This is a genomic window from uncultured Lentibacter sp., assembly GCF_937123735.1.
In the GTDB taxonomy this organism is placed as follows: domain Bacteria; phylum Pseudomonadota; class Alphaproteobacteria; order Rhodobacterales; family Rhodobacteraceae; genus Lentibacter.
This window is the reverse complement of the sequence record NZ_CAKZKL010000012.1, coordinates 46600-63117: the sequence shown is the minus strand read 5'-3', so window position 1 is coordinate 63117 and position 16518 is coordinate 46600. Positions and strand designations below refer to the sequence as shown.

Annotated in this window: 19 protein-coding genes; 10 read left to right on the top strand and 9 right to left on the bottom strand. The window is 61.3% G+C overall.

Annotated elements, in window-relative coordinates; genetic code table 11:
• Position 1: 1 nt before the first annotated feature.
• The 3 genes from Q0478_RS03900 to Q0478_RS03890 form a co-directional block, all read right to left on the bottom strand.
• Positions 2 to 994: a TRAP transporter small permease subunit gene (locus tag Q0478_RS03900; RefSeq protein WP_298676404.1), complete on the bottom strand. Its 993-nt coding sequence runs from the start codon at positions 992 to 994 to the stop codon at positions 2 to 4.
• A gap of 133 nt (positions 995 to 1127) precedes the next feature.
• Entirely contained in the window at positions 1128 to 2213 is a 1086-nt protein-coding gene (locus Q0478_RS03895; RefSeq protein ID WP_298676403.1) for a TRAP transporter substrate-binding protein, read from the bottom strand.
• Between the two features lie 286 nt (positions 2214 to 2499).
• Complete coding sequence (locus Q0478_RS03890; RefSeq protein ID WP_298676402.1) at positions 2500 to 2982, bottom strand: protein-tyrosine phosphatase family protein; 483 nt, start codon at positions 2980 to 2982, stop codon at positions 2500 to 2502.
• 69 nt (positions 2983 to 3051) lie between these two features.
• Here Q0478_RS03890 and Q0478_RS03885 point away from each other — a divergent pair, with 69 nt between their 5' ends.
• The 5 genes from Q0478_RS03885 to recR all read left to right on the top strand — a co-directional run bounded on the left by Q0478_RS03885 (position 3052) and on the right by recR (position 6829).
• Entirely contained in the window at positions 3052 to 4917 is a 1866-nt protein-coding gene (locus Q0478_RS03885; protein ID WP_298676401.1) for a DNA polymerase III subunit gamma/tau, read from the top strand.
• Positions 4893 to 5303, top strand: a complete 411-nt coding sequence (locus Q0478_RS03880; protein ID WP_298676399.1) for a hypothetical protein — start codon at positions 4893 to 4895, stop codon at positions 5301 to 5303. The genes Q0478_RS03885 and Q0478_RS03880 overlap by 25 nt, the downstream gene beginning before the upstream one ends.
• Positions 5304 to 5305: 2 nt before the next feature.
• On the top strand, positions 5306 to 5782 hold the full coding sequence (locus Q0478_RS03875) for an NUDIX domain-containing protein (RefSeq protein ID WP_298676397.1): 477 nt from the start codon (positions 5306 to 5308) through the stop codon (positions 5780 to 5782).
• 18 nt (positions 5783 to 5800) lie between these two features.
• Entirely contained in the window at positions 5801 to 6145 is a 345-nt protein-coding gene (locus Q0478_RS03870; protein WP_298676395.1) for a YbaB/EbfC family nucleoid-associated protein, read from the top strand.
• A gap of 84 nt (positions 6146 to 6229) precedes the next feature.
• Positions 6230 to 6829: a recombination mediator RecR gene (gene recR / locus Q0478_RS03865; protein ID WP_298676393.1), complete on the top strand. Its 600-nt coding sequence runs from the start codon at positions 6230 to 6232 to the stop codon at positions 6827 to 6829.
• A gap of 181 nt (positions 6830 to 7010) precedes the next feature.
• Here the strand turns inward: recR and Q0478_RS03860 are convergent, their stop codons facing one another.
• Positions 7011 to 7778 (bottom strand): DUF1013 domain-containing protein, encoded by a 768-nt coding sequence (locus Q0478_RS03860; RefSeq protein ID WP_298676390.1) that lies wholly within the window; start codon positions 7776 to 7778, stop codon positions 7011 to 7013.
• Positions 7779 to 7917: 139 nt separating this feature from the next.
• Between Q0478_RS03860 and Q0478_RS03855 the strand changes: the two genes are divergently transcribed.
• A complete protein-coding gene (locus Q0478_RS03855; RefSeq protein WP_298676388.1) occupies positions 7918 to 8547 on the top strand; it encodes a ribonuclease T2 in 630 nt (209 codons plus the stop codon).
• Positions 8548 to 8635: 88 nt separating this feature from the next.
• Here the strand turns inward: Q0478_RS03855 and Q0478_RS03850 are convergent, their stop codons facing one another.
• Positions 8636 to 9607, bottom strand: coding sequence for an NAD(P)H-quinone oxidoreductase (locus Q0478_RS03850; protein WP_298676386.1), 972 nt, complete (start codon positions 9605 to 9607; stop codon positions 8636 to 8638).
• A gap of 93 nt (positions 9608 to 9700) precedes the next feature.
• Here Q0478_RS03850 and Q0478_RS03845 point away from each other — a divergent pair, with 93 nt between their 5' ends.
• Positions 9701 to 10066, top strand: a complete 366-nt coding sequence (locus tag Q0478_RS03845) for a hypothetical protein (protein ID WP_298676384.1) — start codon at positions 9701 to 9703, stop codon at positions 10064 to 10066.
• Here Q0478_RS03845 and Q0478_RS03840 read toward each other — a convergent pair.
• The gene (locus Q0478_RS03840; RefSeq protein ID WP_298676382.1) at positions 10063 to 10734 is read right to left on the bottom strand and encodes a COQ9 family protein; all 672 of its coding nucleotides are present in this window, start codon (positions 10732 to 10734) and stop codon (positions 10063 to 10065) included. The genes Q0478_RS03845 and Q0478_RS03840 overlap by 4 nt on opposite strands.
• Positions 10735 to 10837: 103 nt before the next feature.
• On the opposite strand from Q0478_RS03840, the gene rpsU reads away from it, so the two are divergent.
• Positions 10838 to 11044 carry a 30S ribosomal protein S21 gene (gene rpsU / locus Q0478_RS03835; protein ID WP_214567769.1) on the top strand — a complete coding sequence of 69 codons (207 nt, stop codon included), beginning with the start codon at positions 10838 to 10840 and terminating at the stop codon, positions 11042 to 11044.
• Between the two features lie 183 nt (positions 11045 to 11227).
• The gene (yghU, locus tag Q0478_RS03830) at positions 11228 to 12100 is read left to right on the top strand and encodes a glutathione-dependent disulfide-bond oxidoreductase (protein WP_298676377.1); all 873 of its coding nucleotides are present in this window, start codon (positions 11228 to 11230) and stop codon (positions 12098 to 12100) included.
• 181 nt (positions 12101 to 12281) lie between these two features.
• On the opposite strand, the gene Q0478_RS03825 is transcribed toward yghU, so the two are convergent.
• The 3 genes from Q0478_RS03825 to Q0478_RS03815 all read right to left on the bottom strand — a co-directional run bounded on the left by Q0478_RS03825 (position 12282) and on the right by Q0478_RS03815 (position 15104).
• Positions 12282 to 13862, bottom strand: a complete 1581-nt coding sequence (locus Q0478_RS03825) for a GMC family oxidoreductase (RefSeq protein ID WP_298676376.1) — start codon at positions 13860 to 13862, stop codon at positions 12282 to 12284.
• 44 nt (positions 13863 to 13906) lie between these two features.
• Positions 13907 to 14521 (bottom strand): Hint domain-containing protein, encoded by a 615-nt coding sequence (locus tag Q0478_RS03820; RefSeq protein WP_298676374.1) that lies wholly within the window; start codon positions 14519 to 14521, stop codon positions 13907 to 13909.
• A 124-nt stretch (positions 14522 to 14645) separates the two neighbouring features.
• A complete protein-coding gene (locus tag Q0478_RS03815) occupies positions 14646 to 15104 on the bottom strand; it encodes an Lrp/AsnC family transcriptional regulator (RefSeq protein WP_298676373.1) in 459 nt (152 codons plus the stop codon).
• 146 nt (positions 15105 to 15250) lie between these two features.
• Here Q0478_RS03815 and ald point away from each other — a divergent pair, with 146 nt between their 5' ends.
• A complete protein-coding gene (ald, locus tag Q0478_RS03810) occupies positions 15251 to 16366 on the top strand; it encodes an alanine dehydrogenase (protein WP_298676371.1) in 1116 nt (371 codons plus the stop codon).
• Positions 16367 to 16518 lie beyond the last annotated feature (152 nt).

Genomic DNA, 16518 nt, shown 5'->3' with positions numbered 1-16518 from the left:
CTCAGTGGCCTGTTGGTGTGACGGTGCGGTGCCCCGGCTCGTCGCGCTTGTCAGCCACCGATTCAAAGAAATAGCTCACAAACTGGATGAGCATTGTGATGGCAAAAATCCCGAGGAAAGCCGCCATCTGGTATTTGATATACATGCCTGTCGGGCCTGACTGGGTGATCTCAAAGTTCATCACCGGCGAATTGATAATGGAGGTCTTGCTGCCAAGCCCGATCCAGATAATCACCCACATGCTCGCCATGCCCAGAAAGATCGACCCGAAGGCGTTGACAAACCCCTTTTTTGTCCGCCCGAAGCCGGCATAGAACACGTCTACCCGCACATGGCCATCGTCAAACAGTGTGTAAGCGCTGGCGAACAGAAAGAGGGCCGCATACCAGTAGCGCACAAGATCGCCCATCATCGCCTGCTCATAAGAGAACACAAACCGCGAAATCACAATCGCCAGCTCTGCCCCGACAATCAGCAGCGCCAGCCAGTGAAAGGCCAGCCCGCGGTGCCAAACGGCGATCAGCGCACCAAGGATCATCAACGGCACATGGACATTGGGCCCAAGGAATTGGGATCGGCCGATATTCACCACCATGTCCTCACTCAGAAAGGCGTTGAAAAGCCCCTCAACCCGCGCCACGGCAATCCCTGCATCGACAAAACCGGTCAGCAGCACAATCCAGAAGCAGGCGCGGATCAAATAGGCGTTAAACCCGTGAACCGTCATCGCATCCCACCGCAGGCTCTGCTCTGGCGTGCGCAACACATAGCCCACACCCGCGCCAACACCCAGCAGGCAGATCAGCAACGGCATCCAGATATCGGCCCCTGACGTGCCTGAAAACACATCTGCAAGGTTCGGAACACCCCAGCCGATGTTGAGAATATTATTGATCAGGAAGGCCGCCAGAAACCCGAGCATTCCCCACCCGAAGCTTCGTGCAAGAGGCGCAGGCGCGCCGCCTGTGCGTGAAATATCAGCAGTGTAAGCCATAAGATCGTGTGCCTCCCCAGAACGGCCTTGGCCTCAAGGGCATTTCGCCCGAAGCACGGCAAGCCGTGAAAAACCTTCATGGTATTAAAAGAGCGGGGCCAGAAGGCCCCGCTCAGCTTTCGCTTTTCTGCGCTTAGATGATGCCAAGCACACGGTTACGCTGGTTGATGAAGGTGCCCTCGAAGTTGGCCATGAATGTGCCATACTCGCGCAGCTTCGCCTGGAAGCTGTCATCAATCCGTGCCGCCAGCTCAGAGTGCGCCCGCGTGTCTTCAAACACTTCCGCCGCGCCCTCACCAAAGGCATCCCAGATATCGTCGTTGAAGGCGCGCACTTTCACACCGTGGTCGTTGACCAGGGTTGTGAGGAACTCACCGTTCTTGGCGATCGCTTCCTCGTGTGAGGCCGCGTGCTCTTCGTTACAGGCAGCTTCGATCACGGCGCGCTCAAAGTCGCTGAGGCCGTCATAGAACGCACGGTTCATCCCAAAGGCAAGACCGCCGCCTGGCTCGTGCATACCGCCAGTGTAGTAATACTGCGCCGCCTCATAGAACTTCATGAAATAGTCGTTATACGGACCAACCCACTCAGTCGCTTCAATAGAACCGGACACGAGGTTTTCATAGATCTGGCTGCCGGGAAGCGAGACTGTGGACGACCCGAGCTTCGTCAACACCTGACCACCAAGGCCCGGCATACGCATCTTCAGGCCCTTGAAGTCATCGGGGCTTTCCATCTCTTTGTTGAACCAGCCACCGGCTTGTGTCCCGGTTGAACCGCAGGCAAGCGCCTTGAGGCCATACTGGCCTGACAGCTCGTCCCAAAGGTCCTGGCCACCACCAAACTTGATCCAGGCGTTCCACTCAGGCGTGCTCATGCCAAACGGCACCGATGTGAAATAGGCAAAACCCGGGTGCTTGCCGGTCCAGTAGTAGTCCGCAGCGATATAAGCTTGGCTGTTGCCCGAAGACACTTCGTCAAAGCTGTCAAACGCGCCCACGCGCTCGCCGGCGGCGAAATATTCTACATTGAAAGCACCATCACCGAGTGTGGCGATACGCTCAGCAAGGCGCTGAGCCGAGGTTCCAAGACCGGGGAAATCCCGTGGCCACGTTGAAACGATGGTAAGCTGCTTGCCACCTTGGGCCAGCGCGGGCGCGGCCAGTGCCGATGCCCCTGCGCCGATTGCAGCGCCTTTTAGAAATTTACGACGATCCATATTCATCCTCCACGTTCGATATGGTTATATTATTGAACAGCCCCAGTCTGCGCCGGGTCCCCTCCAGTGACAATTACTAAGCAAGTCGAACTGGAATACAATGAAAAATTCTGGCGATTGGTAATGTTTGTTTACCAAAACCGGCCCTGATACCGCCTCATGATCTATAATCAAGGCCCTCGGGCCCTCCCAATCCGGCGCCCAGCCTGCCCCCACAGCCCCAAACCACCCAACGCCGCCAGCAAAGGCCGCCAGCAAGGTCACAGGCACGAATCATCGCGCAGTCTTACCCTTCCAGCGCCCAGCGCATCTGCTCTTGGGTTTCCACCGCACAGGGCCTTTGCGCGCGCAGCCGCGCCAGCGCCGCCTCAGGCGCTTCGCCGAGCGCGATCATCAGCCGCAACACCGCCATCCCCGAGCGGCCGCATCCGCCCTTGCAATGCACGATAACACAGCCGCCCGTCTGCAATATGTCGCAGGCCTCAGCGCAGATACGGGTCCAGTCGGCGGCCTGCTCTGCAGCGGGCGTGCCGTAGTCCTGCACGGGCATGTGCACCCAGCGGCTCTGCATGGTGGCCACAGCGTTCCCCATGTCCGACAGCCCCACCACAGCAAGCTCCGCGTCTGTCACCATGGTCACAACAAGGTCTGGTGAGAGCGCGGCAAACTGGGCAAGATCACCGGCCACATCGCCGCCACGCCCCGGCAAGGACGCAATCACCAGCGCCCCTTGCCCCGCTGGCACCTTGCTAAAGTGCAACTTTTTCATCTGCCGCCTCCACGCAAACCCCTGTCATGCAAGACTAGCCGCAATTGCCCCGCCCCGTGAAGCCAACCCGTGAAGCCAGTTCGTAAAGCCAGCCTGAATCACGGTGCCCCCGCGCTTTCATGCGCGCAACCGCTAGACCTCCCCGTCAGGGGCAGTTACCCTTGCAGAGCTTCGAATCCAAGAAGGCACAAAATGAGCGATACCGAAAACAAAGCCTATCAGGTTCTGGCGCGCAAATACCGCCCCGAAACCTTCGCCGACCTCGTCGGCCAGGAGGCAATGGTGCGCACGCTCAAAAATGCCTTCGCCGCCGACCGTATCGCGCAGGCCTTCATCATGACAGGTATTCGCGGCACCGGCAAAACCACGACCGCGCGCATCATCGCCAAGGGCATGAACTGCATCGGCCCCGACGGCACTGGCACACCCACAACCGAGCCTTGCGGTGTCTGCGAGCATTGCGTGGCGATCATGGAAGGCCGCCATGTCGACGTGATGGAAATGGACGCCGCCTCCCGCACAGGCGTGAATGACATCCGCGAAATCATCGACTCCGTCGCCTACCGCGCCGCCTCTGCGCGCTATAAAATCTATATCATCGACGAGGTGCACATGCTCTCCAACAACGCGTTCAACGCGCTGTTGAAAACACTGGAAGAGCCGCCGGCGCATGTGAAGTTCATCTTCGCCACCACCGAAATCCGCAAGGTTCCCGTCACCGTGCTCTCCCGCTGCCAGCGCTTTGATCTGCGCCGCATCGAGCCGGAAGACATGATCGCAATGCTGCGCCGCATTGCCGACTCTGAACAAGCCGAAATCGCCGAGGACGCCCTCGCGCTCATCACCCGCGCCGCCGAAGGCTCTGCGCGCGATGCCACCTCCCTGCTCGATCAGGCCATCAGCCACGGCGCAGGCGAAACAACCGCCGAACAAGTGCGCGCCATGCTGGGCTTGGCCGACAGAGGCAGGGTCATGGACCTCTTTGAAATGGTCATGAAGGGCGACGCCGCAGGCGCGCTCACCGAGCTCTCCGCACAATATGCCGACGGGGCTGATCCGATGGCCGTTCTGCGCGACCTTGCCGAGCTGACCCATTGGGTCAGCGTGGTCAAAATCACGCCAGACGCCGCCAATGATCCTACCATCGGCCCCGACGAGCGCGCCCGCGGCCAAGGCTACGCCGAGGGCCTCGGCCTGCGCGTTCTGGCCCGCATGTGGCAGATGCTTCTCAAGTCGCTCGAAGAGGTCGCCCACGCCCCCAACACCATGATGGCCGCCGAAATGGCAATCATCCGCATGACCCATGTGGCCGATCTGCCCACGCCGGACGAGCTGGTGAAAAAGCTCGCCGATGCCACGCCGCCTCCAAACGGTCCGCCCACAGGCGGCGGCGGCACAGGCACATCCATGAGCCAGGGCGCACAGGCCGTGGCCCGCGCGGGCGGCACAGGCTCCGCTGGCGGAGCAACGGCGCTGGCGCAAAACCCGCTGGAAGCGCTCTCGCGCTACCCCACGTTTGACCATGTCGTCGAGCTGATCCGCGCCAACCGCGATGGCAAGCTCTTAATGGATGTCGAGGCCGGTGTGCGCCTCGTCGCCTACCAGCCGGGCCGCATCACGTTTGAGCCCAGCCCCAAAGCACCGTCCGATCTGGCCAACCGCCTCGGCGCGCGCCTGCAAGGCTGGACAGGCAACCGCTGGGCCATCACGCTGGTCAATGAAGACGGTGCCGACACCATCCAAGAGCGCCGCACCGCCGGCGCGCGCGCCCGCGAGGAAGAGGCCCGCGCGCATCCGCTGGTCTCTGCCGTGTTTGAAGCCTTCCCGACGGCCAAAATCGTCAGCATCCGCAGCGAAGCCGATATCGCCACCGACGCTCTTTCCGAAGCCCTGCCAGAAGTGGAGGAAGAATGGGACCCGTTCGAAGAAGACTGAGCCAAAAGTTGGGCCTCGGCCTTACGCTCTCTGTCCTCGCCAGCCCCGCGCTGGCCGAAGCCTGTGACACGCTCCGCCCGAATTGGAATGGCGCCCCGGCCACGCTCACAAGCGAGGCCGTTGCGCTGTTTCTTGCGCCAGTGCCCTTGTTCCTTCTGGGCGCGCTCGCCGTGGCGGTTCTCTTCCGTCATGCCATGGGCACAGCTCTGGTGGCGCTGCTCTGGTCCTTCTTTATCAGCTTCCTCATCTGGCCCGATGCCACAGGCATCCAGCAAGCCGCCATCGCCGAGGGCTGCATGGCCCAACCCACCTATTTCATAATCGCCTCTGCGGCCCTCTGCTTTGCCGCCGTTGTTTACACCGCCCGCCGCGAGAAAAGGCTCTAGACGTGAGCGACACACGCGACGCCTTCTTTGTCGAGGCGCATCTGGTGCTGATCCGCGACGGCAAGCTGCTCATGCTCTTGCGCCAGAACACCGGCTACATGGACGGCCACTGGGGGCTTGTCGCCGGTCATGTGGACGCGGGCGAAACCTTTCGCCAGGCCATGGCCCGCGAGGCCGCCGAAGAGGCCGGGCTCACCATTGCCCCAGAGGCGCTGCACCTCGCCCACATCATGCACCGCAACTCCGATACAGAGCGCGTCTCGCTCTTCTTCACCACAGAGGCCAATCCCGGCACCCCCCGGAACATGGAACCCGAGAAATGCGCCGCCCTCACCTGGCAGCCGCAAGAGGCTCTGCCCGCGCGCACAATTCCCTACATTCGTGCGGCCCTAACCCAAATCGCGCAGGGCCAGCGCTACTCAGAATTCGGCTGGTCGCTTGCCCCGCGCCCCAATGCCGCCTATCTAAAGACAAAATGACATTCCAAGGAGACAGCAATGCTGAAAGGACTGGGCCAGCTCGGCGATATGGCCGGCATGATGAAAAAAGCACAAGCCATGCAAAAGCAAATGGAAGAGCTGCAAGAGGAACTCCACACCATGTTGGTCACTGGCCAAAGTGGCGCAGGCCTGGTCTCTGCAACCTGCTCTGCCAAAGGCGAGCTCAAAGGCCTCAACATTGATCCCTCCATTTTCAACCCGGATGAAAAAGAAGTCGTGGAAGACCTCATTCTCGCCGCCATCAAGGACGCCCAGACAAAGGCCAGCGAAAAAGCCCAGGAAGAGATGGCCCGGATCACAGAGAGCCTCGGCTTGCCCAAAGACATGAAGCTGCCATTCTAATCCCCTCACCCTTTTTCTTGCCAAAAATATCCCGGGGGGTCTGGGGGGCTGGCCCCCCAGCCCTATCCCAAGCGAAAGCCCGCCATGAGCCACTCCACCCGTGACATCGACGCGCTTATCGAGCTGATGGCCAAACTTCCGGGCCTCGGGCCCCGTTCGGCCCGCCGCGCGGTGCTCCATCTGATCCGCAAGCGCGCGCTGCTGCTCACCCCCCTGGCCGATCTCATGCAAACCGTTGCCGCCACCGCCCGCGAGTGCCTGCGCTGCGGCAATATTGGCACCGCCGAAATTTGCGATATTTGCAGTTCCAACAAACGCGCCAATGGCGAAATCTGCGTCGTTGAAGATGTCGCCGATCTCTGGGCCATGGAGCGCTCCGGTGTCTTCAAGGGGCGCTATCATGTGCTTGGCGGCACGCTGTCAGCGCTCGACAGCGTCGGTCCCGAAGAGCTGCGCATTCCTCAACTTGTCGACCGGCTTGAAAGCGAATCTGTCACCGAGGTGATCCTGGCCGTCGGGGCCACCATCGACGGACAAACCACGGCGCACTATATTGCCGACCAACTTCAGGGGCGCGTCCGCCTCACCTCGCTCGCCCAAGGGGTGCCGATAGGCGGCGAATTAGACTATCTGGACGACGGCACCATCACAGCCGCCCTCAACGCCCGCAAAGACCTCTCCTGAGAGGCCCGGAACGCCAGCTCCGGCATCCTGCCCCTGTAGCCTGCTCCCGTGGCCTGCCCACCTGCAACCTGCCCCCGTAGCTTGCCCCGTAGCTTGCCCCTGCAACCTTACCCTGTAAACGGCAAGAGCCGGCGGCCACATCCGTGCCACCGGCTCTCCGAGCTTGGTATTTGACAGCGCCTTAGCGGGCGGTGTCATCCTCTTCATCCGCGTCGTCGCCATCTGGCAAGTTGAAGAAACTGTCCGCATCGCGCGAGCTGTCATGGCTGTCGCGCTCCGCCTCAAAATCGTTGCCGCTGAGCGAGAATGTCTCAAGCCCCTCGATCGCCGTCGGGATCCGTGGCTCTGCGTCCATACCGAGGCTCTGCTCGGTGCTCACCAACTTGCGGCGCTCGTCATCATTCATCACTTCACCGCTGGCCGCCTTCTTGGCGGCCGCCTTTTGCACCGCCGCGTCCAGCTCAGACTGCTTGCACAGGCCCAGTGCCACAGGATCAATCGGATCAATGTTGGAAATGTTCCAATGGGTGCGCTCGCGGATCGCCTGAATGGTGGGCTTGGTTGTGCCCACAAGCTTGCTGATCTGCCCGTCGGTCAACTCGGGATGAAACTTCACCAACCAGAGAATGGAGGCCGGACGGTCCTGACGCTTGGACAACGGCGTATAACGCGGGCCACGACGCTTCTCTTCGCCCACGGCAGAAGCGTTGAACTTGAGTTTGAGCTTATGGGTGACGCTGGCTTGCGCGGCGTCAATCTCTTCCTGGGTCAGCTGGTTGTTGGCGACCGGATCAAAACCCTTGACGCCCGCAGCCACATCACCATCGGCAATACCTTGGACTTCAAGCTCGTGCAGCCCGACAAAATCGGCAATCTGCTTGAAGCTGATCGTTGTGTTGTCCACGAGCCAGACAGCTGTGGCCTTTGCCATAATCGGTTTGTCAGACATTCTCGCCTCCATCAAAAAACCTGTCCCATACAACTTTGCCCTGCCCTTTGGAGGGGCGAGCCTTTGGAGGGGCCCAGGTTACCGTTGTCGGGGAACTTGAAGGCTATATAGTGACCCCTGAAACATAAGGAAAGAGTGAATGTTGTTGCGGGTTCTGATCGCAGTGTTGCTGCTGACAAGCGCAGCCCATGCCAAAGGCGAGCGCGCAGGGGAGTTTGATTACTACGTTATGGCGCTGTCCTGGTCGCCTAACTGGTGCGCGCTGGAGGGCGCGGCGAAGGGCTCCCCGCAATGCGATGAAGTGCATGGCTGGGTGCTGCACGGCCTCTGGCCGCAATATCACCGCGGCTGGCCCTCCTTCTGCCCGACCCTTGAGCCCAACCCGCCGCGCAGCCTTACCAACACGATGGCCGATATCATGGGCACTTCTGGCCTTGCCTGGTATCAATGGAAGAAACACGGCGTCTGCTCGGGCCTCTCAGCGCGCGCCTATTACGCCCTGTCCCGGAAAGCCTACGAAAGCGTGGTGCGCCCACCGGTCTTTCGCAGGCTCGACAAGACCATCAGGCTCCCGGCCTCGGTGATAGAAGAGGCCTTTCTGAAGGAAAATCCCGCTCTCAGCCGCGATATGATCACCATCACTTGCCGGGCAGGCCACATTCAGGAAGTGCGTATCTGCCTGAGCAAGGAGCTTTCGCCCGTGCCCTGCGGCCGCGATGTCAGCCGCGATTGCACGTTGAAAGATGCGCTGTTTGAACCTGTGGAGTGATCTGGCGGAGCGCCTTCGGCGCACAGGATAGTGTGATGGGGGACGCTGTCCCCCAAACCCCCTGGGATATTTGTGGAAAGAAAAAGGACTAGGCGATTTTGAGGACGATCTTGCCGATATGCGTGCTGCCTTCCATGCGCGCGTGGGCTTTGGCGGCGTCTTCCAAGGCAAATTCCTGATCCATCACCGGGGCAATCGCACCGCTTTCCAACAATGGCCAGACCTGTTTGTGCAGCGCTTCTGCGATTCTTGCTTTGGCTAGATCAGATTGCGGGCGCAGGGTGCTGCCTGTGACAGTGAGCCGGCGCGCCATGACCTGGGCGAAGTTGAGTTCGACTTTTGGCCCCGAGAGAAAGGCAATCTGCACCAAGCGCCCGTCGTCGGCCAGCGCGCGAATGTTGCGCGGGATGTAATCCCCGCCGACCATGTCGAGGATGAGATTTGCCCCACCCTGCGCTTTCAGAATCTCGACAAAATCCTCTGACCGGTAGTTGATCACCCGTTCGGCCCCGAGACTGGCGCAGGCGGCAGCCTTTTCGGCATTGGCGACAGTCGTGAAAACTCTGGCCCCAAAGGCTTTTGCCAACTGGATCGCTGTGGTGCCGATACCTGACGAGCCGCCGTGCACAAGAAAGCGCTCGCCGGCCCTAAGCTCGCCGCGCTGGAACACATTTGTCCAGACGGTAAAGAAGGTTTCGGGCAAGCAGGCGGCCTCCTTGAGGCTCATGCCCTTGGGCACAGGCAGCGCGTGCGCCGCCGGCGTGGTGGCATATTCGGCATAACCGCCGCCGGGCAGCAGCGCGCAGACCTCATCGCCCACCGACCAACCGCTCACGCCCGCACCAAGAGCCGCCACAGTGCCACTGGCCTCAAGCCCCGGCAAATCGCTCGCGCCCTTGGGCGGTGCATAGGCCCCTGCACGCTGCAAGGCATCAGGCCGGTTGACCCCGGCATAGGCCAGTTTGATCAGTATTTCGCCATGGCCCGGCTTGGGCACCTCTCGCTCGGCCAGCTTGAGCACATCGGGCGCGCCCGCCTCGGTTATTTCGATCACACGCATCCTCATGCCTCCTGAATAACTGATCCTACTTCGCGCAGGCTTCGTAGCAACTTAGTGCCCCATATACTGGGAGCAAGGCGAAAAGGAATCAACATGCTGACCCTGTCTCACGGCCTCAATCTGTTGATACTGCTGCCGCTTCTTGCGGCTTTCCTCTTCACGCCAGAGAGTATGACACCAGCCTTCGGCCCCGACACGAACGCGCGGCGCATCCTCGTCTGCCTCTACGCCACAATTGCGGTTGCGAGTATGGTCTCGCTGGCGCTGCTGGCCACAGGCTACACCGAAACAGGGCGGCACATCAGCGTAACGCTCTTTGCGCTACAGATTGTCTACAAAAGCCTCACCGTGCTTTTCATCGGCTTTGGCAGCAGCGTTGTTGTGACAAATGGAGTTGTCGTTTTGGTTCATTCGACCACTTTGCTCACGCTCTACCTAAGCCGTCACACCGTGGCCTAAGCTTCGCGGCGCACACGCCCGCCCGGCATATCGCCCGCAGCTTTCGGTGCGCGCACGGCCCCTGTCACACGGCCCAGAATATCGCCAAATAGCTTGGTCTGCCCCAAAGCATGCTTGGCCTTCTCGATCTTCATCACATCATTGATTCGGCGGTCTAAAAAGGCCCAGGTCGCCTCATGGCCCTCGCTGCCATCACCCAGCCAATAAAGCACTGTAGAGGCATAAACCCCCGAAAGCGTCGCGCGCTTGCTATACCAATTGAGATCCTCGGATGTGTCGCCCAGAGCCTCCCAGACCGCATCACAGGTCTCCCAGATCAGCCGCGCACCATCGGGCGCATAGGCGGGCAGCGCAAAAAGCGTGCTGCCACGGCGCACCAGCTCCTTGTCCTCCACCGCTTCCAGACGGTAGCGCAGCGCAGCCGCAACACGCGCGGAGTAGCGCATCTCCCCCAGCTCTGCCTGCGCCAGTCGCGCGCGCATCCGCGCATCGCCGCGCTTGTGATAGGCCACGGCCAAATCCACCGCGCCGCGCGGGCAAAGCCCTTGCGCCAGCGCCGGCTCGAGTCCACTGTCCGCCACAGCGGCCTCAAAGCTCGCCGCGCTCCAGCCGTCAAAGGGCACATGCGGCAGCACCGCGTCCAGCAATCTGTCTTTCAAATCGGCCATATCCGCCTCCTCTCGCCAGTCTAGACAAAAGCAAGAGCCTTTGCTATACGCGAGCTTCCTGCAAATCCTTGCAACTTCAAACTAGAAAGGTGGTGAAAACCACATGCAGGTTAGTGTTCGCGACAACAATGTCGATCAGGCGCTCCGCGCCCTGAAGAAAAAGCTCCAGCGTGAGGGTGTTTTTCGCGAGATGAAGCTCAAGCAGCATTTCGAGAAACCGTCCGAGAAAAAAGCACGCGAGAAAGCTGAAGCGATCCGCCGTCAGCGCAAGCTGGCACGCAAAAAGCTCCAGCGCGAAGGTATGATGTAAATCATACATTCAGAGCTCTCTGACACGACAAAGACAATGCCCCCGTAGCCAACGCTGCGGGGGTTTTTGCTTTCTGCGCACCTCAAGGGTGCGGTCACGCACAGTCACCCGACAACTTTTACGCTGTTATTCCTGCGTCAAACGGCTACCTTCCCAGCCAAGCAAACAGCAAAGGCCAATGACATGAGCGACACATATGTTCCCCCGAAAGTCTGGACATGGGAAAAGGAAAGCGGCGGCACCTTTGCCGCCATCAACCGCCCCATCGCCGGCGCGACCCACGACAAAGAGCTGCCCGTGGGCAAGCACCCGCTCCAGCTCTATTCGCTGGCCACCCCCAACGGCGTGAAGGTCACGGTGCTGCTGGAAGAGCTGCTCGCCGCGGGCCACACAGATGCGGAGTATGACGCCTGGCTGATCAACATCGGCGAGGGCGACCAGTTCGGCTCCGGCTTTGTGGAGATCAACCCCAACTCCAAAATCCCCGCGCTGATGGATCACTCCGAATCGCCCCCCCGTCGCATGTTTGAAAGCGGCAGCATCCTTCTGCAACTGGCCGAAAAGTTTGATGCCTTCATTCCAAAAGACCCGGCCCTGCGCGGCGAATGCCTCAACTGGCTCTTCTGGCAGATGGGCAGCGCGCCTTACCTCGGCGGCGGCTTCGGCCACTTCTACGCCTATGCGCCCGAAAAATGGGAATACCCGATCAACCGCTTCGCCATGGAAGTCAAACGCCAGCTCGATGTGCTCGACCGCCGCCTGGCCAACAACACCTACCTCACGGGCGAAGACTACACGATCGCCGATATGGCCAACTGGGCGTGGTATGGCCAGCTCGTCTTGGGCCGGCAGTATAACGCCGCCGAGTTCCTCGATGTGACCTCCTACAAAAACGTGCTCCGCTGGGCCGAGGCGATTGATGCGCGCGCGCCGGTCAAGCGCGGCCGTATGGTCAACCGCGCCATGGGCGAGCTCTCAAGCCAGCTGCGCGAGCGCCACGACGCGTCTGATTTCGACACCAAAACCCAAGACAAAATCGAAGCGGCACAAAGCTAAACACACAAAAGACAGACGCATCACCTGTCTTTCTTATTGCCAAAAATATCCCAGGGGGTCTGGGGGACTGGTCCCCCAGTTAAAACCGTGGTCTGGGGGACTGGTCCCCCAGTTAAAACCGTGGTCTGGGGGACTGGTCCCCCAGGCGGTCGGATTGCACGCAGTGCAATTCGAAACCCGATCACCCCCTTAGCATCATCTCCGCCACCTTCTCGGCAATCATGATGGTCGGCGCATTGGTGTTCCCGCTCACAATCTTCGGCATCACGCTCGCGTCCACCACTCTGAGGTTGCCCATCGCCTTCATGCGGCAGGCGGCGTCGAGCGGGGCCGCATCTTCCGTGCCCATCCGCACCGTGCAGGTCGGATGAAAAATCGTCGTGCCAATCTCCCCCGCCGCCGCCACAAGCTCGCCGTCGCTACTGAGGTGTGCGCCGGGCTTCATCTCTTCGGGCTGATAACGCGCCATTGCGGGGGCCGCCATAATCGCGCGCGCCTGGCGGATTGCGGCCACAGCCACCGCGCGGTCACCCTCTGTGCTCAGGTAATTGGGCGCAATCTTCGGCGCGGCTTTCGCATCCGCACTGGCAATCTGCACGCTGCCGCGACTCTCCGGGCGCAGGTTGCACACGCTCGCCGTCATCGCCGGAAAGCTGTGCAAAGGCTGCCCGAAAGCCTCAAGGCTCAAAGGCTGCACATGATACTCAAGGTCCGCCGTCGCCAGATCGGGACGGCTCTTGGCAAAAGCACCCAGCTGGCTCGGGGCCATGCTCATCGGCCCGGAGCGTTTCAGCGCATATTCAAGGCCAATCTTGGCCTTCCCCCAGAGCGAATTGGCCAGCGTATTGAGCGTCTTCGCCCCCGTCAGCTTCCAGGCGCATCTGAGCTGCAAATGGTCTTGCAGGTTCGCGCCCACTTCGGGCAGATCAGCCAATACCTCAACGCCATGTTCCCGCAACAGCGCCGCTGGCCCCAGCCCCGAAAGCTGCAAGATCTGCGGGCTGCCAATCGCCCCCGCGCTCAGCACAACCTCGCCACCGCAACGCGCCACCTCGGTCACACCACCGCGCTCATATTCCACGCCCACACAGCAGCCCTCCTCCACAAGCAGCCGCCGCACATGTGCGCCCGTCACGGTCGCAATCCGCCCCTTGGGTGCGCCGCGCAAAAAGGCCTTGGCGGTGTTCATCCGCCAGCCGCCGCGCTGGTTCACCCGAAAATAGCCAACCCCCTCGTTGTCACCACGGTTGAAGTCCTCCACAGCGGGCAAGCCACGGCTCACCGCCGCATCGCGCCAGTGATCCAGCACCTCCCAGTGCAGCCGTTGCTCCTCCACCCTCCAGGGTCCGCCTGCACCGTGCATCTCGTCAGCCCCTGCGTAATGGTCTTCGGAGCGCTTGAAATAGGGCAAGACATCGTCCCAGCCCCAACCCGTGAGGCCCATCTGCCGCCAGCCGTCATAATCCGCCGCCTGCCCGCGCAGATAGAGCATCCCGTTGATCGAGGAACAGCCGCCCAACACCTTGCCGCGCGGGTAAAGCAGGCTGCGCCCGTTCAGCCCTGCCTCGGCCTCGGTGCGAAAGCACCAGTCCGTGCGCGGGTTGTTGATGCAATAGAGGTAGCCCATCGGGATATGCACCCAATGATAGGTGTCGCGCCCGCCCGCTTCGAGCAGCAAGACCTTGCGCCCCGCATCGGCCAGACGCCGCGCCATGACACAACCCGCGCTCCCCGCACCGATAACGATATGATCAAACTCCACCTGCCGCTGCTCCCCGCCTGCCTCTTGGGCCAGAGGCTAGCGCGTCACCCCGGCCGTGGCAAACCCGCGTTTGCAACCGCTCCGACCTTGCGCAGGTCAGCCATCAACAACACTGCGGCGGCATAGTCCAGCGCCAGATAGCTCCGCCGCTCCCGGGCCACGCGCGCGCCCCGGGCCGCACAGCGCGCGCCCTCGGCAAAAACAACAGCCTCACGCTGCAAGGTAAGCCTGATGTAACTCAAGTGCTTGCAAGGGCGCAGGCAGATGTCCTCGCCGTTCACAAGCGCCAGCGCCGGAACCATCAGGCAGGCCTGGCCACAATAGCTCTGCCCCGCAGGCAACTTCAAAAGCACAGGCTGGCTCTGCGCCACACGCAGCGGCTGCACATTGCCCAGCGCACCGGGGCTGAAAACAACTGGTGCCGCCGCACCGCGCCCCACGCCTTGCCACACATCAAACCCCAGGAGCAGCACAGCGCCCTCAGGGGTCAGAAGCCTGTCGTGGGGCCAAAGCGCATCAACCCGCACATCGCCCATCGCCGTGGCCACACGGGTGCCCGCCTCAAGCCAAGTTGCGCTCGCACCCTCTGGTGCGGGCGCGCGGCCTTGCGTCCAATGCCCGGCGCCCCAGCGCTTAGGCCTCTCAAGGCAAGTGATCATGGGGGCAGTCATAGGGCTTACAGCGCTCGCTTCAGGTGTCTTCGCCCAAGGCTACCGCCACGGCCCTAACAGCGCGTGAAGCCACCACCGCATTCTCATTCAAATTTTAGGCGCCGCGCGCGCTTCAGACAGGCAGGGCTGTTGTCTTGAAAACCGTGCGCAGTGCAAAGCTGCTCTGCATCTGCGCCACACCGGGCAGCCGGGCCAGATGCTGACGGTGAATGCGCGCAAAATCATCGGTGTTTTCCGCCACCACCTTGAGCAGGTAATCTGCCGTTCCCGCCATGAGGTGGCATTCCAGCACATCCGGAATACGCCCCACGGCCTTTTCAAAAGCGTCCAGCACCTCATCTGCCTGTGCCTGTAGGGTAATTTCAACAAAAACCGTGGTCGGAACCCCCATCTTGCGCGCATTGAGCAGCGCCACATAATCGCGTATGTAGCCCTCTTTTTCGAGCCTCTGCACCCGCCTGTGGCAGGCACTGGGGCTCAGGTTTGCGGCTTCGCTCAGGTCTGCATTGCTGATCCGCCCCTTGCGCTGAAGCACTTTCAGAATACGGCGATCGGTCTCATCAAGTGACATTTGTGCAAGTCTCTTCGAATATTTTTGCGTTTATCCGAAGTTTCTCCCGTTTTGTCCACAACAGACGCCTCATTTCTCAAAGCACTTGCGCACAACCTGCGACATTCTGACACAAAGACCTTCATAGCTCAGGGAGAAAGACGCTTATGAAAATCGGTTGCCCCACAGAAATCAAACCCCAAGAGTTCCGCGTCGGCATGACGCCCAACGCCGCAGGCGAAGCCGTCGCGCGCGGCCACGCCGTCGTGGTCCAGGCCGGCGCAGGCCTTGGCGCAGGGTTTTCTGATGAAGACTACACCGCCGCAGGCGCTGTCATCATCGACACAGCCGAAGAGATCTTCGCCACCGCCGATATGATCGTGAAGGTAAAAGAGCCTCAGGCAGGCGAGCGCAAAATGCTGCGCGAGGGCCAGCTGCTCTTTACCTATCTGCACCTCGCCCCCGACCCCGAGCAAACCCATGACTTGCTCGCCTCCGGCTGCACGGCCATCGCCTATGAAACCGTCACCGATGAGCGTGGCGGCCTGCCCCTGCTTGCGCCCATGTCCGAAGTGGCCGGTCGCCTCGCGCCGCAGGTTGGCGCCTGGACATTGCAAAAGGCCAATGGCGGCCGTGGTGTGCTCATGGGGGGCGTGCCCGGTGTTGGCCCGGCCAAGGTTGTCGTCATGGGGGGCGGCGTTGTCGGAACCCACGCCGCCAAGATCGCCGCAGGGATGGGCGCAGATGTCACCGTGCTTGACCGCTCCCTGCCGCGCCTCAAGTATCTTGATGATGTCTTCGGCGGCACGTTCAAAAACCAGTATTCTACCGCCGGTTCCACAGCCGAGCTGATCCGCGATGCCGATATGGTCATCGGCGCAGTGCTCATCCCCGGCGCTGCCGCGCCCAAGCTCATCAGCCGCGCCCAGCTTGGCGATATGAAGCCGGGTGCCGTGCTTGTCGATGTGGCGATCGATCAGGGCGGCTGCTTTGAAACCTCGCGCGCCACAACCCACGCCGACCCGATCTATGACGTGGACGGCATCATGCACTACTGCGTCGCCAACATGCCGGGTGCCGTGGCGCGCACCTCCACAATCGCCCTTGGCAACGCCACCATGCCCTTCATGCTGGCGCTGGCCGACAAGGGCTGGAAGCAGGCCTGCGCCGATGATGCGCATCTGCTCGCCGGCCTCAATGTGCACGCCGGCAAGCTCACCTACTACGCCGTTGGCGAAGCCCTCGGCCTGGATGTGATGTCCCCCCAGCTCGCCATCAAATGACCCTTTGGTGCGCATTCATTGCGCACCTCAATCTCCGTAGGGTGCGCATTCATTGCGCACCTTAGTCCCCGTAGGGTGCGCATTCACTGCGCACCTTAGTCCCCGTAGGGTGCGCATTCACTGCGCACCGCCCCCAACACCCAAGAGCCCGC

Coding starts and splice junctions, on each gene's coding strand:
- rpsU (WP_214567769.1), top strand. CDS start 10,838: ATGCAGGTTAGTGTTCGCGACAACAATGTCGATCAGGCGCTCCGCGCC.
- Q0478_RS03845 (WP_298676384.1), top strand. CDS start 9,701: ATGCTGACCCTGTCTCACGGCCTCAATCTGTTGATACTGCTGCCGCTT.
- ald (WP_298676371.1), top strand. CDS start 15,251: ATGAAAATCGGTTGCCCCACAGAAATCAAACCCCAAGAGTTCCGCGTC.
- Q0478_RS03880 (WP_298676399.1), top strand. CDS start 4,893: ATGGGACCCGTTCGAAGAAGACTGAGCCAAAAGTTGGGCCTCGGCCTT.
- recR (WP_298676393.1), top strand. CDS start 6,230: ATGAGCCACTCCACCCGTGACATCGACGCGCTTATCGAGCTGATGGCC.
- Q0478_RS03850 (WP_298676386.1), bottom strand. CDS start 9,607: ATGCGTGTGATCGAAATAACCGAGGCGGGCGCGCCCGATGTGCTCAAG.
- Q0478_RS03820 (WP_298676374.1), bottom strand. CDS start 14,521: ATGATCACTTGCCTTGAGAGGCCTAAGCGCTGGGGCGCCGGGCATTGG.
- Q0478_RS03895 (WP_298676403.1), bottom strand. CDS start 2,213: ATGGATCGTCGTAAATTTCTAAAAGGCGCTGCAATCGGCGCAGGGGCA.
- Q0478_RS03890 (WP_298676402.1), bottom strand. CDS start 2,982: ATGAAAAAGTTGCACTTTAGCAAGGTGCCAGCGGGGCAAGGGGCGCTG.
- Q0478_RS03855 (WP_298676388.1), top strand. CDS start 7,918: ATGTTGTTGCGGGTTCTGATCGCAGTGTTGCTGCTGACAAGCGCAGCC.
- yghU (WP_298676377.1), top strand. CDS start 11,228: ATGAGCGACACATATGTTCCCCCGAAAGTCTGGACATGGGAAAAGGAA.
- Q0478_RS03860 (WP_298676390.1), bottom strand. CDS start 7,778: ATGTCTGACAAACCGATTATGGCAAAGGCCACAGCTGTCTGGCTCGTG.
- Q0478_RS03840 (WP_298676382.1), bottom strand. CDS start 10,734: ATGGCCGATTTGAAAGACAGATTGCTGGACGCGGTGCTGCCGCATGTG.
- Q0478_RS03900 (WP_298676404.1), bottom strand. CDS start 994: ATGGCTTACACTGCTGATATTTCACGCACAGGCGGCGCGCCTGCGCCT.
- Q0478_RS03870 (WP_298676395.1), top strand. CDS start 5,801: ATGCTGAAAGGACTGGGCCAGCTCGGCGATATGGCCGGCATGATGAAA.
- Q0478_RS03815 (WP_298676373.1), bottom strand. CDS start 15,104: ATGTCACTTGATGAGACCGATCGCCGTATTCTGAAAGTGCTTCAGCGC.